18 protein-coding genes and 1 riboswitch are annotated in these 18,591 nt (G+C 42.6%); of the genes, 7 read left to right on the forward strand and 11 right to left on the reverse strand.

Going from position 1 to position 18,591, the window contains the following annotated elements:
• Nucleotides 1–222 precede the first annotated feature (222 nt).
• The 3 genes from C2759_RS08515 to C2759_RS08525 form a co-directional block, all read right to left on the reverse strand.
• Entirely contained in the window at nucleotides 223–531 is a 309-nt protein-coding gene (locus tag C2759_RS08515) for a hypothetical protein (RefSeq protein ID WP_215354673.1), read from the reverse strand.
• Between the two features lie 14 nt (nucleotides 532–545).
• A complete protein-coding gene (locus C2759_RS08520; RefSeq protein ID WP_215354674.1) occupies nucleotides 546–1,346 on the reverse strand; it encodes a hypothetical protein in 801 nt (266 codons plus the stop codon).
• A gap of 61 nt (nucleotides 1,347–1,407) precedes the next feature.
• On the reverse strand, nucleotides 1,408–2,073 hold the full coding sequence (locus C2759_RS08525; protein WP_215354677.1) for a hypothetical protein: 666 nt from the start codon (nucleotides 2,071–2,073) through the stop codon (nucleotides 1,408–1,410).
• 121 nt (nucleotides 2,074–2,194) lie between these two features.
• On the opposite strand from C2759_RS08525, the gene C2759_RS08530 reads away from it, so the two are divergent.
• Nucleotides 2,195–3,154 carry a hypothetical protein gene (locus C2759_RS08530; protein WP_215354680.1) on the forward strand — a complete coding sequence of 320 codons (960 nt, stop codon included), beginning with the start codon at nucleotides 2,195–2,197 and terminating at the stop codon, nucleotides 3,152–3,154.
• Between the two features lies 1 nt (nucleotide 3,155).
• Here the strand turns inward: C2759_RS08530 and C2759_RS08535 are convergent, their stop codons facing one another.
• Nucleotides 3,156–3,722 carry a site-specific integrase gene (locus C2759_RS08535; protein ID WP_215354682.1) on the reverse strand — a complete coding sequence of 189 codons (567 nt, stop codon included), beginning with the start codon at nucleotides 3,720–3,722 and terminating at the stop codon, nucleotides 3,156–3,158.
• 341 nt (nucleotides 3,723–4,063) lie between these two features.
• Here C2759_RS08535 and C2759_RS08540 point away from each other — a divergent pair, with 341 nt between their 5' ends.
• The 4 genes from C2759_RS08540 (at nucleotide 4,064) to C2759_RS08555 (ending at nucleotide 6,928) form a co-directional block, all read left to right on the forward strand.
• Entirely contained in the window at nucleotides 4,064–4,861 is a 798-nt protein-coding gene (locus tag C2759_RS08540) for a hypothetical protein (protein WP_215354685.1), read from the forward strand.
• Nucleotides 4,862–5,645: 784 nt separating this feature from the next.
• Nucleotides 5,646–6,143 carry a DUF6641 family protein gene (locus tag C2759_RS08545; protein ID WP_215354687.1) on the forward strand — a complete coding sequence of 166 codons (498 nt, stop codon included), beginning with the start codon at nucleotides 5,646–5,648 and terminating at the stop codon, nucleotides 6,141–6,143.
• Nucleotides 6,144–6,182: 39 nt separating this feature from the next.
• Complete coding sequence (locus tag C2759_RS08550) at nucleotides 6,183–6,548, forward strand: DUF6876 family protein (RefSeq protein ID WP_215354690.1); 366 nt, start codon at nucleotides 6,183–6,185, stop codon at nucleotides 6,546–6,548.
• A 29-nt stretch (nucleotides 6,549–6,577) separates the two neighbouring features.
• A complete protein-coding gene (locus C2759_RS08555) occupies nucleotides 6,578–6,928 on the forward strand; it encodes a hypothetical protein (protein ID WP_215354693.1) in 351 nt (116 codons plus the stop codon).
• A 116-nt stretch (nucleotides 6,929–7,044) separates the two neighbouring features.
• Here C2759_RS08555 and C2759_RS08560 read toward each other — a convergent pair whose 3' ends face one another.
• Entirely contained in the window at nucleotides 7,045–8,574 is a 1,530-nt protein-coding gene (locus C2759_RS08560) for a hypothetical protein (RefSeq protein ID WP_215354695.1), read from the reverse strand.
• A 355-nt stretch (nucleotides 8,575–8,929) separates the two neighbouring features.
• Between C2759_RS08560 and C2759_RS08565 the strand changes: the two genes are divergently transcribed.
• Complete coding sequence (locus tag C2759_RS08565; RefSeq protein ID WP_371816902.1) at nucleotides 8,930–9,340, forward strand: 5-fold beta-flower protein; 411 nt, start codon at nucleotides 8,930–8,932, stop codon at nucleotides 9,338–9,340.
• Entirely contained in the window at nucleotides 9,340–9,594 is a 255-nt protein-coding gene (locus C2759_RS08570; protein WP_215354700.1) for a hypothetical protein, read from the forward strand. Before C2759_RS08565 ends, C2759_RS08570 begins: the two co-directional genes overlap by 1 nt.
• 58 nt (nucleotides 9,595–9,652) lie before the next feature.
• A riboswitch (SAM-I-IV-variant riboswitch) is annotated at nucleotides 9,653–9,750 on the forward strand.
• A 467-nt stretch (nucleotides 9,751–10,217) separates the two neighbouring features.
• Here C2759_RS08570 and C2759_RS08575 read toward each other — a convergent pair.
• From C2759_RS08575 to rpsU, 6 genes are all read right to left on the reverse strand, one after another.
• Nucleotides 10,218–11,564 carry a hypothetical protein gene (locus C2759_RS08575; protein ID WP_215354702.1) on the reverse strand — a complete coding sequence of 449 codons (1,347 nt, stop codon included), beginning with the start codon at nucleotides 11,562–11,564 and terminating at the stop codon, nucleotides 10,218–10,220.
• A gap of 151 nt (nucleotides 11,565–11,715) precedes the next feature.
• Entirely contained in the window at nucleotides 11,716–12,444 is a 729-nt protein-coding gene (locus C2759_RS08580) for a TIGR02391 family protein (protein WP_215354705.1), read from the reverse strand.
• 597 nt (nucleotides 12,445–13,041) lie between these two features.
• A complete protein-coding gene (gene rpoD, locus C2759_RS08585) occupies nucleotides 13,042–15,594 on the reverse strand; it encodes an RNA polymerase sigma factor RpoD (protein WP_215354708.1) in 2,553 nt (850 codons plus the stop codon).
• Between the two features lie 223 nt (nucleotides 15,595–15,817).
• Nucleotides 15,818–17,767, reverse strand: a complete 1,950-nt coding sequence (gene dnaG / locus C2759_RS08590) for a DNA primase (protein ID WP_215354710.1) — start codon at nucleotides 17,765–17,767, stop codon at nucleotides 15,818–15,820.
• A gap of 29 nt (nucleotides 17,768–17,796) precedes the next feature.
• Nucleotides 17,797–18,243 carry a GatB/YqeY domain-containing protein gene (locus C2759_RS08595; RefSeq protein WP_215356744.1) on the reverse strand — a complete coding sequence of 149 codons (447 nt, stop codon included), beginning with the start codon at nucleotides 18,241–18,243 and terminating at the stop codon, nucleotides 17,797–17,799.
• 119 nt (nucleotides 18,244–18,362) lie between these two features.
• Nucleotides 18,363–18,575, reverse strand: a complete 213-nt coding sequence (gene rpsU / locus C2759_RS08600) for a 30S ribosomal protein S21 (RefSeq protein ID WP_011903537.1) — start codon at nucleotides 18,573–18,575, stop codon at nucleotides 18,363–18,365.
• Nucleotides 18,576–18,591: the final 16 nt, after the last annotated feature.

The raw sequence follows: 18,591 nt of genomic DNA on the forward strand, positions 1-18,591 counted from the left end.
GTGCAGTAATTGCCTACACACTTTTGAGCATACCCAGCGTTACTTAAAGTAACGCTCAAATGACCAAACCAATCATTTTCTTCACAAGCCTATCTTTTTGTGACGTTTAGGTCCTGTTTAGGTTCTCTGGTTATGAGAGCAGACAACTTTTGTGTCCGGCTCGTTGAGCTAAGAAAGCAACCGTTACTTTACGTAACGGTTGCAATTCACAAACGTTACCTCCTAGCCTAGTACCTTAGGCGTATATTTTGCTAGCTGCGACTCAAAGTCCCACTTGATGTAATCAGCATCTTTAAATGTACCGATCTGCACGCCAGAACTAGTAATTGCCCACCCAGCGCTGGACTTAGTAATTTCAAATTCATAGTCGCCATGCCGATCTGTATACCGAGCAAGGTAATGCTGAGGAGTATCAATGAGCACCTCAGGCGAAAGATGCTCAAACTGCAAAATAACGCTTTCATGATTTTTTAATGCATTAATTATTTGATTGACATCGTTTTTAAGTGCGGTTTCAAAAGCTAAGTTCATGATCATTTCCTTTTTTAGATTACAGTGGCTTCGTTAACAAGCTCAATCTGCTCTACAGCCCGACTGCCTTGATTGAGCTTTTCTCGCTCTTCATTTGCCTTGATTCGCATTTTCGCAACGCCTTCTCGAGCTGTATCCATATCTTTACAAAGATAGGCGCTTAATTTTTTAAGCGCATAGTTTTCAAGCTCGACTTCAGCTGGCAACTTACAGACGACGTTGTAGTGCCCATTACTAACAGTGCACACCACATACTCAAATTCGCAGTTGTCGTTATTAATGCCATCGAACTGATTGGGCGCCGCAAACTTAGCAAATGGAAAGTAGCCACGTGACTGCAAATAAGTGCGCGTAAGTTCTAAACGCTCATCCTCAAGCTGTTGCTTCTCGTCTACTTTCTCATCATCTACCCCAGCTAGACGCATTTTTTCCAAGCCGCCTGCCTCAATAATTGCTTGCGGTAATTCGGCCGCCTTAAAGTGGCACGCCATAGCAGTCTCGATTGCCCTGGTATAGACATGCGCCGTTTTACGATCAGCTCTAGTAATGTATTTGACAAGTAAGGCAACATCGCTGGTATTTTCTTGCACCTTAATGTTTGCCTCTTTAAGCCTATACCGTAGGTTAAAAAATAGATCCTCCTTATCTGGACTTGCTTCAAACTGCTGAGCCAATTCCATGATTTTTGACAATAGCTCATAGAGCTTTCGTCTACCAGTCACTATGTATTGGTCATTGAATAGATCATGCTCTATGGCCAACACTTCAGCCTGGCTTATTAATGATTTATTCACTACTAATTCATTTTTTTTCATTTTTTATTTCCTTATTTGATTTGCTTATGCAGCGCCAATAGCAGCGCTGCTTTTTTTACTATTAGTGATAGAGATAGGCATTTTGGCGTATCGGACTATCTGAGTTAATTTCTGAATGGCAGTTGTATTTGATGCCTAAGCGATCGCAAGCTTCGATTAATGCCTCGCCAATTTCCGAGTCATCGAACGAGAAACCCAGCTCCTCAAATACGATGCTGGATGCCTCTTGCATAATCCAGACATCGTCTTCCGTGAGCGCAATTTGATTGGCAATCTTAAATGCCGCCTGATGTACTTTATTCATGCAGTCCGAGCACATATTGGCATTTAGGCATTCCATGATTGGGTCAAATTCTGCCTCATCCTCACTAGATTCGTCCGTAAGTCCCAAAGCCATATTCATATGATCGACCAAACCATCCCGATCAATAAATTGCATGCCGTAGCGCTTGGCTGATTTTATGCGCGCCTTGGTCGCCTTCGAATCCTTTAAGCAGATACCATGCACGTCCATGGTGAGCTGATCAATTCGATCAAGTACCTTTAGATCTTTGCGGTTCAGCTTTACACCTTGACTGACTTTGTTAATGGCTCTTGTGTAAAGTTCTAAGTCCTCTTGGCTTAAACCTTCCTTAATAGTTTCATGAACATCTAGCAATCCAATTCCAGTGCTAGATAACATGATTTTGTCCGCACTGACCATCCCCAATTTCACTGTATTTCTCATCTTTAATTCTCCTCATTTATGGTCTAGACACTATGTTTCGATCCATGAAATAAGTGTAGAATTTATTAGCAACTATTTGATTTGACTGTTTATTGTCACCGTTAAGTGTTAATATATTTGAATGGCTACAGCACCTAAAAACACCACTATTCCGGGACGAACCACCAAAGATTGGTCGACTAAAGGCATCCAGGGTTATGTCATGCTGATGGTGGAATTTCTGCGGATCAGCCCAAGCTATGCCTTAGCACATGAGATTAGAACTAAGAAGATAGCCCCATCAAAACAAGCTCCACTCATTCTTAAGCTTTACCGAGATATGGATAAACCGCTCACCAAACAAGCGGAGCGCGATGTCATTAGTGACTTTGCGCGAGTGCTATCGACCTACGATGAATACGGCGACATATTTCAATGTTCATTTGAAGAGTGGTGGGCTAACCGAGGCTTAACTATGTATGGATCGCCCTACAACAAGCCGATCGTTAAGAAGATTGCCGGCATGAGTCAGGGGGAGTCTTACGAACCTCTCTTTGGAAGAGCATTGGAGCATTACTTTAATAAACAGCGAGCCGGTGAAGGCAATCCACCGGCTTTACTATTGGCAGTTCCTCTTGGGCAACCTAAAAGGCAATTACTCGCGTATATCTCTAAACTGATTGATGCTGAGGCAGTTCCTTTACCTAGTAAGTCCCAAAGGGCTATCAAACCTCTAGCAGCCAAACGTTTACGCTCAAAGCCACTCTTTATCATGTTGCGTATATTGATGGCTAGAGCCCAATATCCTGAAATTCCCTTATGGCGGATTGGGAAACATGCGGGCGTAAGCCAAAAATACGCCCAAACAGAAATCACCCTCAATAAAAAACGCTTACAGGATGCTGACGCTAAGATTCATTTGAGTATTTTGACAAGTCGGTATTTTCTTAAAGCCAAATGTGTTGCTGAGCAAGCAGCGCGAGGACAATTTCCAAGTTCATCTAAGTTGATACTGCCCATATTTGATCTTGATGCTATTTTCAAACGACTACAGGCAAGATATCCGCAGCTCAAAGCAAGCAAACCTACAAAATCAAAGTAGGCTAAATCAGCTCCACCGCATTACGCAGGATATCGGGACGAGTATCAATATAGCGCTGCGTAGTGCTCATCTGACTATGGCCTGCTAACTGCATCATCACCCTTACTGACACCCCCTTCTCACTGAGTCGTGTCAAAAAGCCACGGCGACCGCTATGGCTAGTAGCGCCATTGAGTCCTGCTTGACGATATAAGCCGTTAATCACATGCGTTAAGGTGTTTGGTGTGAATCCCAAAGCCCTTTGTGTGGGGAACAATGGACGATTCATGTCTTTTGGTGGATGCGCTGCGATATAGATGGCAAGCTCCTGTTGCATACGCTCTGATAACAGCACTACCCTACTTTTAGAGCCCTTGGTCTGATTTGCAGCTAAGTGAATCTCGCTTAACACCTGTTTATCCGCGTTTAAAACGTCGCTGTAGCGCACACTTGCTACTTCACCTATTCGCATACCCGCCCAGTGCGTTAACAGCAGTATTGCGCGATTACGCACTGCTGCTTTGGTGCTCGCTGCGTAGTCTAGTGCTCGCTGTAATTCTGCATCACTTAATGTTTTTGCTTGTGCCATGGTCTCTCCTTGTATTGCCATCTATGTACTTATATTTTGTAGTCAAAACTGCCATATTCCTACCGAAAATGGCCACTAATACACTCAGATTGATGGGTTTTTCAAGTGAAAATGACTGAAAAATAATCGCTTGATTTTCAAATGGTTACAAGCACTCAACACTTAACGTAACTAATGTGTTGAGTGGAAAAATCATGGAATTTGATGGCGATTCGTGGCAGATTTGCCACATGACTAGGTATAAATTCTGTCAAAATTGTCATCGTATATCCCAATCGAAATATTTCGTATTGCAGTAGTATTTCACAACCAATATGTGAAATTGACGGAAAAAAATCAAAATGCCACAACATCCAAGATACAGTAATAGTCCAGAAAAAAATTACGAAAATTTAGGTAACCTTTTATGGGAACTAGAGAAATTTGGCTTTATTCACGATGAAATAGATCAACCAATTAATCAATTAATGTCAAAGCTATATCCAGAAATTACAAATACGTATATTTTACGCAATAACGATCTACCACTTGACGCAAATGTTGCTGATTATGATGTGGAGGAGCTTGATGCTTACTTGCCGAGTGTGTATGAGATCTGGGAACTAATCGACGATGATCAAGAGGAGCAATTTGTACAGGACTATCAGAATGTAATTAGATCCTGTGTTTTTGGTGATGGTTACATGCTTTCTGATAACAAAGAATTTATTGATGAACTCATTAAATTGCGAGACCTTGACTACTACAGAATGAATATAAGAGTTGATTGTGATCCTCAGACACTAAATTTATTTGAAAACGATGAGCGAACTATTTGGTTTTCATGGGATATTTTTCCACTGAGAGTTGGAATTTATGAAATATCAACAGATCGCTACAACGAGTCATATCGTGTTAGTGGCTATGCTCATTGGGATGGAAAAAAATGGCATGACTCCAGTGTTTTGTTAGCTGACTGTATTAAGCAAAAAAGAACTAAGCAAACTTCAAGAGACTATGGATATACGTGGCGAGGTTTTACGGCCTCTATAACTACAAAAGAGATGCTGGAAAGAGAGCAAAAATATAAAAATAGACGTATGCGAATGTTGGATTCATTAAACTCTTCAGCATCTTTCGAGTTTGCAGAAGCTCTTTGAGAACCAAATCTTGAAATTTTCAATGTATGACTGAAGATTATTACTTTAAAAGCTAACTGCGTTAGCTTGCTCTTCGCTTGCGCTCATCGCATTTTTCTTCTTTTTTAATGTTTTTTAAAATTATGATTTGAAGTATTGAATTTCAAGATCTTTCACTAGGAAGCACAAGCCAAGCCCTGATAAAGGGCTCAACTCATGCAAGCCTCTTTCACTGAGGTTTTCAACTGATATACACACAACTTGCAAGAAGCAAGATAGGTAGGTATTGCTATCACCTATTACGTGCCGTCATACGCAGCTAATTTGCGGTCTATATCAGGAACCCTTGCAAATTAGCTTGTGGGTTTATTTCATTGGCTTTCCCACTCACTTTCAGCCTAGACGAATTAATCAATAATTCGACAATTTAGCCTAGATTCACGTATTACTACGCTACCAACAGATACAACATCGCAAACGGTACTGCCACACAGGGGCGTCGTTTAAAGCATCCAAAACAGGGTCTTGGGTAGTGCAATGAGGCCAGATAGTAAGTGATCTGAATTGCGTACCGTCACACATCAGAACGGGTTTCGCAGCACTATTACCTTCGGCGTGCCAACCTTTAAGCCTTACTGTTTTACTTGTTTCTATGAATTTATTTAGCTTGAACATAAAGATCGGTAAAAAAAGTAGTTATGTGTTCTAGGGCCTAAAAACGGTGTTTTTTCGGTTGTCCAAAGGGGTTTTCTGATCATATTGTTGTGTTGTCCAGGCATTTTTAACTCAACTGATGGAGAACACGATGGCAACACTAGATAGTCTTAATACCCTCAAATTGACCGATGCAAAACGGCCTAAAAACCAGCCCCCTTTAGTGCAGCGCAGAAACAAGCTGATTAGCAAGTTATGGGAGCAGCTGGAATTGGCTAAGGCAAAACATAGCGGTAAAGACTTTGTCGTAAAGCGCTACAAAAACGTTAAAGATCTAGAAGGCAATATCAAGAGCATCGAAAAGCCCAAGTGTATTAAACCCTGGTGGTTTACCAGCAGCACCGGAACACTGTGTATCAATGTGTTTTACGGCAGCAAGGTTTTAGAGCTAGCTAATGGCAAAACTGCTGTAGAGGCTACTAATTTAGAAAATGTCATTGAAGTACTTGAACTCTTAAAGCGTGAAGCGGAGATCGGTACGTTTGATGCGGCCATTGAAGCAGCCAGCTTGCAGCTGCGCAGTCGCTTTGAATTGAAAATCCCGAAAACGAGTCAAAAGAGCAAGGTTTTGACTAGATCTATTACGTAAACCCAATTCATAAATAAATGACTGTGAGGCGTAGCAAAAATGAATCTATCTAAAACCCAGCTTTTGAATCATTTGGAGCAATTTTATGGAACGCAGTACTACTACCCTCTGTGGCCTAAAGTCTTTCTAACGGATGGTGCACAGTTTCTGGCACAAGAAGCAGCCTGCTATTGGCTGATGGATGCCATAGCTAGCCATATCCTGCGCCTGCCTAAAGCAGAGGTATTTGTCAGCTGCAAGTTAACGGTGAATAACGATAAGGCTGAGCTTGTACTAGATGATGGCAATGGCAATGTTCTAGCCACGCAGAAGATCAACTACACGACCTTCCCGCTCGACTCAATCGCTCTATACGCCTGCTGGGATAGTGAACGCTGGATTGTGATGTTACCTACTGAGTATTGATAATTAAAAGCAAGTAGCTAAATATCAGTATGCGATTTTATGAATTCCAATCCTCTCCAGCTAAACCATTAACTCCAGCGCAGGCCCGCATTAGGGCGCTTAAAGATCAGGCCAAACGAGCGCAAGCAGCAGTTAAGGCTGAACGAGCTAGGCAAAAGATTCAAGCTGCTCAAACCACACTCAATCAATTAGAAAGTCGTTCAATGTCAAAAACCTTTAGAGCATTACATAAGCCCAATAACCCTTACTCTGCTTGGATAGGTATTGGAACCTATGGCTCATTTAATGATGCACTAGCAGCTGTAATAAGAAAGAAGAAACAAGGCTCAATTGCAGTGCAAATTGTGGATAGCGCCAAGATGGTGGTTTATTCTTCTTAAGCGCTAATACATATCTAAAACCATCATATTCGACACATAAGTTACAGGCGTTTAGACCTAAACCTAAATAAAAATAAGCTATTCAGAATCAAAGCAATGAATAAAATTATGAAAAATTACTTATATTTCCAACCATAACCACCGGCGATTTTTCTTCGGCCTTTGCAAACTGAAGTTATATGAGAGCCTGAGACTTTAATACCACGACTTCGTAATACATTTTCTGCGATTGAGATGCTTTGAAATTCTTCATTAGTATCGAGGCATATGACCACTTTAGGACCCCCTCTTTGCGACACTCTTAATGGTTTAACCTGGTTTGCATTAAATGTGTCATTTTTAAACCATCGAAGACCATTAGAAATCTGCCTATCAGTTTTTCCAGAAATTATCTGAGATAGGTTTGTATAACCAGCACGTCTTGCATCTGATAATGACTCGAATTCTACAACAACTTCAAGCGATTCTGGATCTACGCCGACCACTTTTATTGGGTTATTTGATTCATCTTTTAATCTACCAACATCTCTAGGAAAAAAGTTCGGAATTTCAAAAATTAATAATTCTTTTTCGTAGTCAACAGATGCAGCATCATTAATATATTTACGTACAAACTCAATAATCTCTTCAAGTCGATCGTGCCAATAGCACTCGGTATCTCCAGACCATCGCTCACCAGTTCGCATCCCTGCCATCAGTATCCGCAAGTCATGCTGTTTTTTAAAATGTCTGTGTATTTGATTTTCAAGAATGTATGCATCGACTTCAGAGAGTTGAGCAGAAAAATATATCTTCTTCAGATTCCACTTATAACGTTCGTTTAGTGTTCGAGTAGTGACACCTACTTTAATAGATTCGATTCCGAATACTTCAACAGACATTACGCCAATATAAGTTGCACGGCCCTTTGATCCAGACTCAACAAGTGCTCTAAGTCGATTTCCTGCATAACCAACTGACGCATTACCGCAACTAGGGCATTTGTGCTCAGATCTCTTTAGGTAACCTTTAGTCGTCAGATGCTCGCCATGAATATCACATTTAATTTTAATACGCGAAGATCTTGATTTTTCATCAAATTCAACTGAAATAATTGTTATATTTTCTGGTAAAAATTCTTTAAACTCTTCTTTCACCTCATCAAGACTCAAGCGATTAACATTAGCGACATTTTCTTTTGCGCAATATTTACAACCATATCCAGAATTGTTCATTAAAAAAGTTGGTTTATGACTTTCTATAGTTTGATGCGTTTTACAAAAGAAATCCATTTCTGAAGTCATGCCATGAAACACGGAGTACATTTCAAGTCTATTTGACAGATTTTTTTTAAAATAATTCTCAAACTTTTTATATTCGCGATCAAGAAAATAATTAGATGCTTGTTCAGTATCACAATTTTTACATCCACCACTTTTAAATCGAATATGGTTAAATGGTGTGACATAAAATTTATTTGCATGTTTAACGCAAGTTACTAAAATTTCGGGTTTCTTTTGCGTTTTAAAATTTTCAAATGAACAGGAGTAATCGAACGCTACTCCATGCATTTCGTAGGCGCGATTCATCCAGGCTTTGTATCCTGAGAGTCGAATCTTTTCTTGACCATCAGCGGAGATTTTTCGTTTTGATATTTGAATGCTCAACTTGACGACCTTTTAATTACATTCATTTTAAGAAAATATTTTAAATTAATAATGTTACATATTTAGGCGAAAGAATTATCAGCATATATGTAACAGGATGAACTTACAAATCGATGTATAAAAATATACAAAATCATGAGTTTCTTTGAACAGTCATATAAACATCCTGTTAAAGGATATTTCTTGATGGGGAATTAGAAAGAGATGCTAGCTTTATTTCTGTTGAATGTTTTGCTAATCTTTCCGATGATGGACTTTTAGCCTATTAGTAGGGCACATATGCATAAATGATCCTTTAAAACTCACAATAGGAAAATTGCTGTTTTAATTCATTTTTAAGGACTAATATTAAATTATGAGAGATGCCCTTCTACTTCTAGCTCTTTTACTTGCGTCCAATGTTCATGCCCAGAATTTTTACAATCAGAATGGGCAATCTATCGGAAGAATAGATGCTAACGGGAATATGTACAACGAATTAGGTCAATCCACAGGTCGTATTGATAGTAGTGGCAATGTGTATAACCAAATGGGGCAATCTTTGGGTCGGGTGGATAGTAGCGGCAACTCCTACAATCAGCTCGGTCAATCCACAGGTCGGATAGACAAAAGTGGTAACTTGTACAACAGCCAAGGACAGTCTACTGGCAGGATTGATGCAAGTGGCAATATGTACAACGCATTGGGTCAATCTACAGGCAGAATGGATCTGCCTCCACCAGGATTCACTCCATTTGCTCATCCTGCGGTTCGGTTCAATAAATAATGGTGCTTAAATCTTTCTTTTTGTGCTTCGTATTAATGCTCAATGGCATTGCCTTGGCTCAATCCCAAGATAGAGAGTGGAAAGACTTTAAGGTTCAACCTGAACCTAAGAAACCCCAAACAAGCCATGACCGCACAGCTATCCCTAGTAATCCATATCAATTTCAAAGCTATCAGAGCATTCGTAGTGAAGTAAATGGTCAAGTGAAGAATTGCGTCATCAACAATAATGGCTATGTAGTTCGCTGTAATTAAATGAGTAATTTGGCTGTTTTGAGGGTGTTTACATTTATTTAATATTTAGGTACTATTAATTACACATCAAGAGATGGCTTAGTCGCCACAGCAACCTGCTAACGCAGTAAGGTGCTAAAAAGATGAGGCTCTTAGCGAGCAATCAACAGCGACTAACCCGCCTATTGGTGGGTTTTTTATTGGGCGGATTTTTCCAAATTGCCATGCCCTGACATCTGTCGAAATGGCTAAAGAGGAGAGTGAAATGTATATGACTAATTCTTATAGTGAATCTCATCTAGGTAGGATCTGCATTAATGTCAAACTGCAATTACTAGCAAGTAATGTAATTGCCTCTAAAGCCCTTCAACTAGGAATTCAAGATGCCGAAGTAATTGAACTACTTGATAGATTTATTAATGAGTGGATAGAGCATTGCAACAAACACTCAATTGAATACAAGAACTTAACTGGCTGGATTCTTCTTGATACCATAAAGAGACGATTTTTAGATATTTGAATAACAAAGTTAATTAATGTTAAGGGAATTTTTTAGCCTGAAGGCTAACCTCCTTTTTTTGACGTTTTAAACAGCCTAAAGTACTTGTGCCTAACCGTTACTTTAAGTAACGGTTACATCTGACCTAAGCTGCCCGTAACTCCCTCTCAGCCCGCTTCTTACTTGGATAGTTATCAGCTGCCTTACTATCTGCCTCAATGAGCTTTCTAGTTGTAGCTCCGCGTAATTGCTCAATAGCCTGTATTACCTGTAAGTGGCTATAGTGCCGCTCAATCATTAAGACACTCGTACCCATCTGTTTAGCTAGCGTATGGATAGGGACCATATCGTGAGTAAGTGCTAACGTGGCATAGGTATGACGTAGGCTATAGAACACCCGCTTTTGATTTGTCTTGGGGTCTATTAATAAACCATGGTCTGCTAAGAAACCGTCAAACATGTGATTAAGTACATCACTTAAATCCCGTCCTTCTTTGGTTCTAAAGATGTAGTCATCGTTAGTGGGTTTAATGAGTTCAGCCAATGGATCTTTAATAGAACTAGCTACTCCATAGTTCCGCATAGCAATGCGCTCCAAGACTCTAATGCTAGGTAAACGCCCAATAATTTGTCTTTGCCCTGTTTTACCTTTTACCGTCATCTCACAACTACGGTTAAGACTATGCACTTCAATGACTTCACCCTCCTCATCCAATTGATCTGTGACTGTACTAATGGGATTCATCATGAAACGGATCTGCTTCCATTTCATATCAAGGAGCTCAATACCTGGCCTTGCTCCAGTGTCGACCAACATCTCCACATAGTCTCTAAGGATTTCACGGCGCTCGCGCACGTCCCGAGTTCTGCCTGACTCTATGTATGGGCCTAGCAGTTTTAGTAAGGCTCTCAATTCATGTAGCTCAAAAGCTGGACGACGCACACTTTCTTTAGTCTTACCATCCAACTTGGGACGATTACTCTCCGTTAAGTAACCCCGAACAATAGCTTCATCAAACACTCTATTAAATGCAGCGTTTTGGGTTTTACGATTGCTGTTAGATAGTGTCAAGCCATATCTAGCCTCACGATCGTCGTAGTACTGCTGTAGGGCATCGTAGTCAATATTGGTAATAAGACGCTGCCCAAGACTGGGGATGAAATGCTCATTGATGATGCGAATGTAGTCCTTGTAGATTGACTTACCTAACCCGCCTTTTAAGTCTCGCTCCATACGATCAATTGCCAACATGGCGATATCTTTAAAGCGTTTGGTTACTACTGGGATGCCAGAGCGCTTGCGTATTTCTGCCTCCACTAATAGCTCTTTAGCTTTATTAACCGCCAAATCAAGCTGGGTCTCTTTGGTAGTAGCCCGTATCCATTTGTTATCCACCTTATAGCGACATTGCCATACGGCACTATGCTCGCGTTGATAAAGGGTTAGGTTACGGTGTATGAGTTGATGTGTACTTTCTTTTTTAATTGCCATACATATACTTTAGCTTCAGAGCCCCAGCTAGAGCAACCAAGTTGGCTGAATTTTTCAGGTCAATTTAGCCAAAAGAAAGTGTGGCTAGTTGTGGTGATTATTGGCGGATTTTGGGGAAGAATGGAAGGATGAGCGTTACTTTAAGTAACGCTTAAGGAGTCCTATCATCAACAATTCTTAGTAGATGACTTGCTAACATTGCCATCTCTTGAGCTTCCAAAGGATCAGTTATCTGAACCGTCCTGTGGCTATGTGGATTTTTATATGAACCAATAGCGCCTGCAAACAAATCGGACAAAGCCTGTCTTTCAACAGCATTTTGAGTCATGTCGGAAAGAATACCTGCGTCGGCATTAAAAGCAGCACGCATTAACTTTGTACCAATATCCAAATCTGTAAAACCACCTGCGGCACGAACAGAAATTTCCACCTCCTTGAAAGCGGCAAAAACAGCATCATCTAAATCCCCTTGAGACAATCTCAGCATCACCTTATCCCTAATCCTAGGATGTAATAGCTCTCTCGGAAATGCTGCGGCAGCTTTGAAAGATTCAAAACTTTTTTGATCTGTAATGCTTTTTGCTTTCCGGCCTAAAACGCACCAACCATTTGATCCATTTATCCCTGGCGCTTGCAAGACAAGCATATTAATTGTTAGCCAAGCCCAAGCCTCTTGTATTGCGGCATCAATTTCATTATTACGATTTGAGGGATACCAATCATCTGCCAAATTCAGAGCTCTGCCAACGCTTGATGGCTGAAACATTCCATTGTGATTTTGGTGAGGTGGAACCAAACCTAACAAGATTCTTCCTAACTCATCTGGAGCCATCGAAAGTAGAGTATCTACATCTGGAATTAATTTTGCGAGCGTTGTCATAAGAGCATCTTACATAAAAGACAAAACCCCCACCATTGCTGATGAGGGTTTGCTTTTCTGGTGGGCCCACCAGGACTTGAACCTGGGACCAAAGGATTCCGGTTTGTGTAGCTTTCACTACTCCCTGGACTATGCCTTCATCATATCGATTGCTCGACTTAGATGGGTGCCGTCTAGTCTCTACACCTTCAACAGCACTTTCACGCTGAAGCTTGGCTCGGCGTTAGCTTGTGCAGCTTTTGACTGCATTTAGCTTTCTCCGAATTTGACACCATCCCTTATGCAGTTTCCACGCATAAGGCACAACTTTCGCTATGAGTCCTCTGCTCTAACCAACTGAGCTATGGGCCCTAAATCGTTACTTTTACTACACACCTTACTGCTAGTGTTTACCACTTCAAAACCACACTAAAACCGCATTTACTACACACCTCGGTTTTTGCTCCGGTGTGTAAGCGGTGTGTAAGCAATTTTGACCACCTAATTCACCACTAACCTCTTGAATCTATTGAGGTCTTTGTTACAAGACCCCTAGGGTTTCTTTCTTATGAGTCCTCTGCTCTAACCAACTGAGCTATAGGCCCGTTAGTCTTTGGATCAATCCTCTTCGAGGAAGGTCTTGAGTTTGTCGCTGCGGCTTGGATGACGCATCTTTCTTAAGGCCTTAGCTTCAATCTGACGAATACGCTCACGCGTCACATCAAACTGCTTACCAACTTCTTCGAGAGTATGGTCTGTACTCATCTCAACACCAAAGCGCATACGCAATACTTTTGCTTCGCGTGGTGTTAATGAATCTAGAACATCCTTCACTACATCGCGCATTGAGTCATGCAAAGCTGCTTCAGCTGGAGCTAAGGTATTACTGTCTTCAATGAAGTCACCCAAGTTTGAGTCCGCGTCGTCACCAATTGGTGTCTCCATGGAGATTGGCTCTTTAGCAATCTTCATGATCTTGCGAATCTTGTCCTCAGGGATTTCCATCTTGAGAGCCAAGGTTGCAGCATCTGGCTCATGACCAGTCTCTTGCAAGATTTGACGGCTAATACGGTTCATCTTATTAATCGTCTCAATCATATGAACTGGGATGCGGATCGTACGTGCTTGGTCAGCAATAGAACGGGTAATCGCCTGACGAATCCACCAAGTTGCATAAGTAGAGAACTTATAACCACGACGGTATTCAAACTTATCTACCGCCTTCATCAAACCGATATTACCTTCCTGAATCAAATCTAAGAACTGCAAACCGCGGTTGGTGTATTTCTTAGCAATCGAGATTACCAAACGTAAGTTGGCAACCGTCATCTCACGTTTCGCTTCACGCGCACGCTTCTCACCAGCAATCATCTGCTTGTTTACTTCTTTTAATTCTGGGAGTGGTAATACAACACGTGTCTGAATGTCGATCAACTTCTGCTGTAATTCCTGAATCGCTGGAACATTACGTTGCAGCAATGCGGTGTATGGCTTGTTTTCTTTGAGGAGCTTATTTACCCACTCTAGATTCATCGACATTTTCGGGAAGTCTTTTAATACTTCGCTACGATTTACGCCAACTTTATCTACCAATAAGCTCACAATGCCGCGCTCGAGCTTCCAAACTTGATCTACTTGTGAACGCATGGTGTCACATAATTTCTCAACACTCTTTGCAGTTAAGCGGAAACCAAGCAACTCGCCACGAATAGCTTCTTGTGCCTTGATATAAGCTGGGCAGTTATAGCCCTCTTTATCAAAAGCGCGACGCATCTTGTCAGACTGGGTGCGCACGATTGCAAACTTCTCTAGAGAGATCTGCTTCAATTCCTCTAATTGCTTAGCGTTAGCTGTAGCTGCGCCACCGCCGCCACCGCCGCCTTCATCCTCACCGCCTTCATCGTCACCCTCTTCAGCATCTGGGTCAATCTCTGGCTCTTCAGGTCCAAGCTTAATATCTTCGGCATTAGGATCAACCAATCCATCCACAAACTGATCAATTTCCATCTCACCACTAGCAATCTTGTCTACGTTAGCCAAGATCTCGCCAATAGTGACAGGGCAAGCAGCCAAAGCCATCACCATATCTTTAAGGCCTGCTTCAATCTTCTTCGCGATCACGATCTCGCCTTCGCGAGTCAGCAAATCGACAGTACCCATCTCGCGCATATACATACGCACTGGATCGGTTGTACGACCAAACTCTGAGTCGACGGTAGCTAAAGCGGCTTCAGCCTCTTCTTCAGCCTCTTCCTCGGAAGTGGTTGCTGAAGCATTTTCATTCAGGAGGAGCGTCTCAGCATCTGGAGCCTGCTCATACACAGTAATGTTGATGTCATTTAAGAGGCTGATCAATGTTTCTAAAGCATCAGCATCTGATAACTCATCAGACATCACGTCATTCATTTCACCATGAGTTAAGTAACCCTTGGACTTACCCATCTTGATCAATGTCTTCAGACGGGTGCGACGTAATTCTTGTTGCTCTTCAGAGCCTAACTGTTGTGCTGCGAATTCTTTTAAGAGTGCCTTTTCTTTTGCCTTACGCTCACGCGCTTTTTGACGATCAGTCAGAACTGGTTCAGCACCTTCCGCAGGAGCATCCGCTTTGGGTTTACGACCTTTCTTTACTTCTTCAGTCGCAACAATCTCAGTATCTGGCTGAACTGCTTTTGCTTTTTTGCCCTTGGCTTCTTTAGCTTCCGGAACTTCCTTAGTAGCTTTAGCTGCCTTAGCCGGCTTTAACTCAACCTTAGGAGCGGCGGCTTTACCTTTTTTAGGAGCCTCCACTTTTGCTGCTGGTTTAGCCGCAGTCTTTACTGCAGCTTTTACCGCTTTAGCAGGTGCCTTTACTGACTTAGCTGCTACTTTTGTTGGTGCCTTAGCTTTAGCTGCTGATTTAGCTGGCGCCTTAGCTTTTGCTGCTGGCTTGGCTGGCGCTTTTGCTGGTGCTTTAGCTTTGGCTATCGGCTTGGCAGGTGCCTTGGCTTTTACCGCTGGCTTGGCTGGCGCTTTGGCTTTTGCTACCGGCTTAGCTGGTTTAGCCGGAGTTTTTACTTTGGCCGCTGGTTTAGCAGGTGCCTTGGCTTTTGCCGCTGGCTTGGCTGGCGCTTTGGCTTTTGCTACCGGCTTAGCTGGTTTAGCTGCTGGTTTTTTCTTGGTATTAGGCATTTATTAGCACTTACTCACGTTACTGATGATTGTTCTCGACTGCTTAGGCGCAGCCACTTAGTCCACTTGCCCCAAATTTCTTCAAAATAAAGCGCAAGTGGCTGAATTAAATCGGTTTTTTCTGGGAATAGAGGATTATAGTCGATTGTGACTTTTTTACCCCCATCCTCACTCGAAATATGGGGGAATTTTCAGGTTTTCCTAGACTTAAATCAGAAAATTCTTAGGAGAATTTCAGTCTTTCGCCCAGTTTGCGGTATCGAGCCCGATCTTGCTCTGTAGCAGTACTTCCAGCAATCTTTTGGGCGATTTCTGTCATTTCTGTTTTCAGGTGGGTCAGCTCCAGCTTTTTGAAGGCCCCATCTAAATCGGCAATCGCCCCTTCGATCTCTAAATCAGAGCCCATAACCCGCTTTCTTAATAGTTCATAAAGCGGAGCCAATTCGCTGCGAGAAAGCTGTTCTTGGAATAAAGCAAATGCGCCGGCACCTACTGCTGGTGGCTTACCACTCTCTCCAGGAATCAATTCAACCTGATCACACTGAGTCAATAAATCCTTCATGAGCTCTAATGCTTTTTCTGAGCGCAGCTCGGAAGCCTGTAAAGCAAGCGCCCTCTTGTTAGCATCCAAAGCTTTTCCTAAATGCGGAAACTGAATCAAGACGCGCAACATCTGCTCAGCCAAATCGGTGGGGGCTTGCGGAGGCGGAATATTGAGTACGGGAGCTCTTTTAGCTGAACCCTTAGAAGCCTGCCAAGGCGCACCTTGGGTTCGGTTGCCACTGTTAGCTTGCACAAAGTTGGGTGCGCGTTGATTCGTTGTTGCATAAGAGCCTTGCTGCACTGGTGCAGGCACTATCGTCAATCCACAGAAAGACTCTAACTCTGCAGATGTTGAATTCGTGCGAATAGCAAGCTCACGCAAGATTTGCGTACGCAGAGCGATTGGCGGCATGGCTAGTAACATCGGTTTTGCTGCATGATGCGTTTGCGCTCTTCCTTCAGGCGTTGTCAACTCATGATCTTGACTTGCAATCTTAAAGAAGAAGCTGGAGATCGACATGGCTTCTTTGATGACTTTTTCAAAGGCAGGCGCGCCATAGGCACGGACATAACTATCTGGATCATGCTCTGTCGGCAAAAATAAGAAACGAATTTCTTTGTCATCGGACATTAATGGGAGGCACGCTTCTAACGCACGTTGCGCCGCACGCTGCCCAGCAGAGTCGCCATCAAAGGAAAACACAATGCGATCAGTTTGGCGCAACAACATGCGTACGTGGTTTGCGGTACAAGCTGTACCTAATGTGGCTACAGCATTTGGAAAGCCTAGTTGCGCAAGTGCCACAACATCCATATAGCCCTCGCATACCAGAACATATTCTTGAGAGCGGATAGCTTGTCTTGCCTCAAACAATCCGTATAGCGTATTACCTTTGGAGAACAGTGGTGTCTCTGGTGAATTTAAATACTTGGGCTCACCTTGATCCAAGATGCGTCCACCAAAACCAATGGTCTGACCCTTGGGATTACGAATCGGAAACATGATGCGATCACGAAAGCGATCGTAGCGTCTGGCAGTTTGGTTATTGTCAGTCTGCTCACTCTGAATGAGTAAACCACCTTCAAGCAAAGTCTTTGCCACTTCATCATTGGCATAAGTACCAAAGACTGCTTCAAGACCTTGCCAACCATCGGGCGCATAACCCAAGGCATAACGCTTAGCGATCTCACCGGTAAGGCCGCGCCCCTTCAAATATTCCACTGCACGAGGCGCTACTTTGAGCTGTTGGCGATACCAATCGGCAGCAGCACTCATCACCTCACTTAATGCCATAGTCTGCTGTTGGCGGGCAACATCATTTGCAGTGCGCTCTTCACGCGGCACATCTAATCCTGCGGAACGAGCTAAGTCCTCAATGGCATCGACATAACCAAGACCGGAATACTCCATTAGAAAACTAATGGCAGAGCCGTGCGCTCCACAACCAAAGCAGTGATAGAACTGCTTGGTAGGTGATACTGAAAATGAAGGGGATTTCTCAGAATGGAAGGGGCACAAACCTTGAAAGTTCGCGCCCGCTTTTTTTAACTTCACGTGCTGCCCAACCACATCCACGATGTCAACCCGATTTAATAAATCAGCGATGAAGGATTGGGGTATGAGAGCCATCAGTATGGGATGAGGCTTATCTTATTAACTTACTTAGCCAGCGCCGCTTTTACTAAACCAGAAACTTTGCCCATATCGGCTTTACCAGCCAATTGACCTTTGAGAACGCCAATCACTTTACCCATATCCTGCGGACCAGCAGCACCAGTCGATGCAACTGCTGCAGCCACAGCCGCCTCTACTTCAGCATCAGACAACTGTGCAGGTAAGTAATCTTGCAGAATGACCATCTCAGCTGCTTCGATCGCTACTAAATCATCGCGATTGGCTTTTTCAAATTGAGAGATGGAGTCTTTGCGCTGCTTAATCATCTTCTCGATGGTGGCGATGACACTGGCATCATCCATCACAATGCGATCATCCACTTCACGTTGCTTGATGGCGGCCAATAGAAGACGAATAGTTCCAAGGCGCGCTACTTCTTTTGCACGCATCGCGTTTTTCATATCTTCAGTAATTTGATCTTTTAGACTCATGGCATTTTTCCCGGTGTTTAATATCTCATAAATTGCTGGCAACTCAAAAGCAAAAACCCGCTGCGTTTCACCGTCAGCGGGTTTCAAAGCCTCTCGGTGAGGAGAGCTTTTAAATTCGATTAGTAAAGCTTTTTAGGCAACATCTGGCTGCGAATACGCTTGTAATGGCGTTTAGCAGCAGCAGCCTTTTTACGCTTACGTTCAGCCGTTGGCTTCTCGTAGAACTCGCGGGCACGCAAGTCTGTCAATAGGCCATTCTTTTCAATGGTGCGCTTGAAACGGCGCAATGCCACTTCAAAAGGTTCGTTCTCACGGAGGCGGACTGTAGTCATACTTGTTTAACTCGTA

The sequence above is a fragment of the Polynucleobacter sp. MG-Unter2-18 genome (assembly GCF_018687675.1).
Classification (GTDB): domain Bacteria; phylum Pseudomonadota; class Gammaproteobacteria; order Burkholderiales; family Burkholderiaceae; genus Polynucleobacter.

What these genes read in the sequence shown, in the direction of transcription:
- rpoD (WP_215354708.1), bottom strand. Translation starts at nt 15,594, where the DNA reads ATGCCTAATACCAAGAAAAAACCAGCAGCTAAACCAGCTAAGCCGGTA.
- rpsU (WP_011903537.1), bottom strand. Translation starts at nt 18,575, where the DNA reads ATGACTACAGTCCGCCTCCGTGAGAACGAACCTTTTGAAGTGGCATTG.
- dnaG (WP_215354710.1), bottom strand. Translation starts at nt 17,767, where the DNA reads ATGGCTCTCATACCCCAATCCTTCATCGCTGATTTATTAAATCGGGTT.
- C2759_RS08540 (WP_215354685.1), top strand. Translation starts at nt 4,064, where the DNA reads ATGCCACAACATCCAAGATACAGTAATAGTCCAGAAAAAAATTACGAA.
- C2759_RS08565 (WP_371816902.1), top strand. Translation starts at nt 8,930, where the DNA reads ATGAGAGATGCCCTTCTACTTCTAGCTCTTTTACTTGCGTCCAATGTT.
- C2759_RS08530 (WP_215354680.1), top strand. Translation starts at nt 2,195, where the DNA reads ATGGCTACAGCACCTAAAAACACCACTATTCCGGGACGAACCACCAAA.
- C2759_RS08595 (WP_215356744.1), bottom strand. Translation starts at nt 18,243, where the DNA reads ATGAGTCTAAAAGATCAAATTACTGAAGATATGAAAAACGCGATGCGT.
- C2759_RS08555 (WP_215354693.1), top strand. Translation starts at nt 6,578, where the DNA reads ATGCGATTTTATGAATTCCAATCCTCTCCAGCTAAACCATTAACTCCA.
- C2759_RS08580 (WP_215354705.1), bottom strand. Translation starts at nt 12,444, where the DNA reads ATGACAACGCTCGCAAAATTAATTCCAGATGTAGATACTCTACTTTCG.
- C2759_RS08525 (WP_215354677.1), bottom strand. Translation starts at nt 2,073, where the DNA reads ATGAGAAATACAGTGAAATTGGGGATGGTCAGTGCGGACAAAATCATG.
- C2759_RS08535 (WP_215354682.1), bottom strand. Translation starts at nt 3,722, where the DNA reads ATGGCACAAGCAAAAACATTAAGTGATGCAGAATTACAGCGAGCACTA.
- C2759_RS08570 (WP_215354700.1), top strand. Translation starts at nt 9,340, where the DNA reads ATGGTGCTTAAATCTTTCTTTTTGTGCTTCGTATTAATGCTCAATGGC.
- C2759_RS08545 (WP_215354687.1), top strand. Translation starts at nt 5,646, where the DNA reads ATGGCAACACTAGATAGTCTTAATACCCTCAAATTGACCGATGCAAAA.
- C2759_RS08575 (WP_215354702.1), bottom strand. Translation starts at nt 11,564, where the DNA reads ATGGCAATTAAAAAAGAAAGTACACATCAACTCATACACCGTAACCTA.
- C2759_RS08515 (WP_215354673.1), bottom strand. Translation starts at nt 531, where the DNA reads ATGAACTTAGCTTTTGAAACCGCACTTAAAAACGATGTCAATCAAATA.
- C2759_RS08550 (WP_215354690.1), top strand. Translation starts at nt 6,183, where the DNA reads ATGAATCTATCTAAAACCCAGCTTTTGAATCATTTGGAGCAATTTTAT.
- C2759_RS08520 (WP_215354674.1), bottom strand. Translation starts at nt 1,346, where the DNA reads ATGAAAAAAAATGAATTAGTAGTGAATAAATCATTAATAAGCCAGGCT.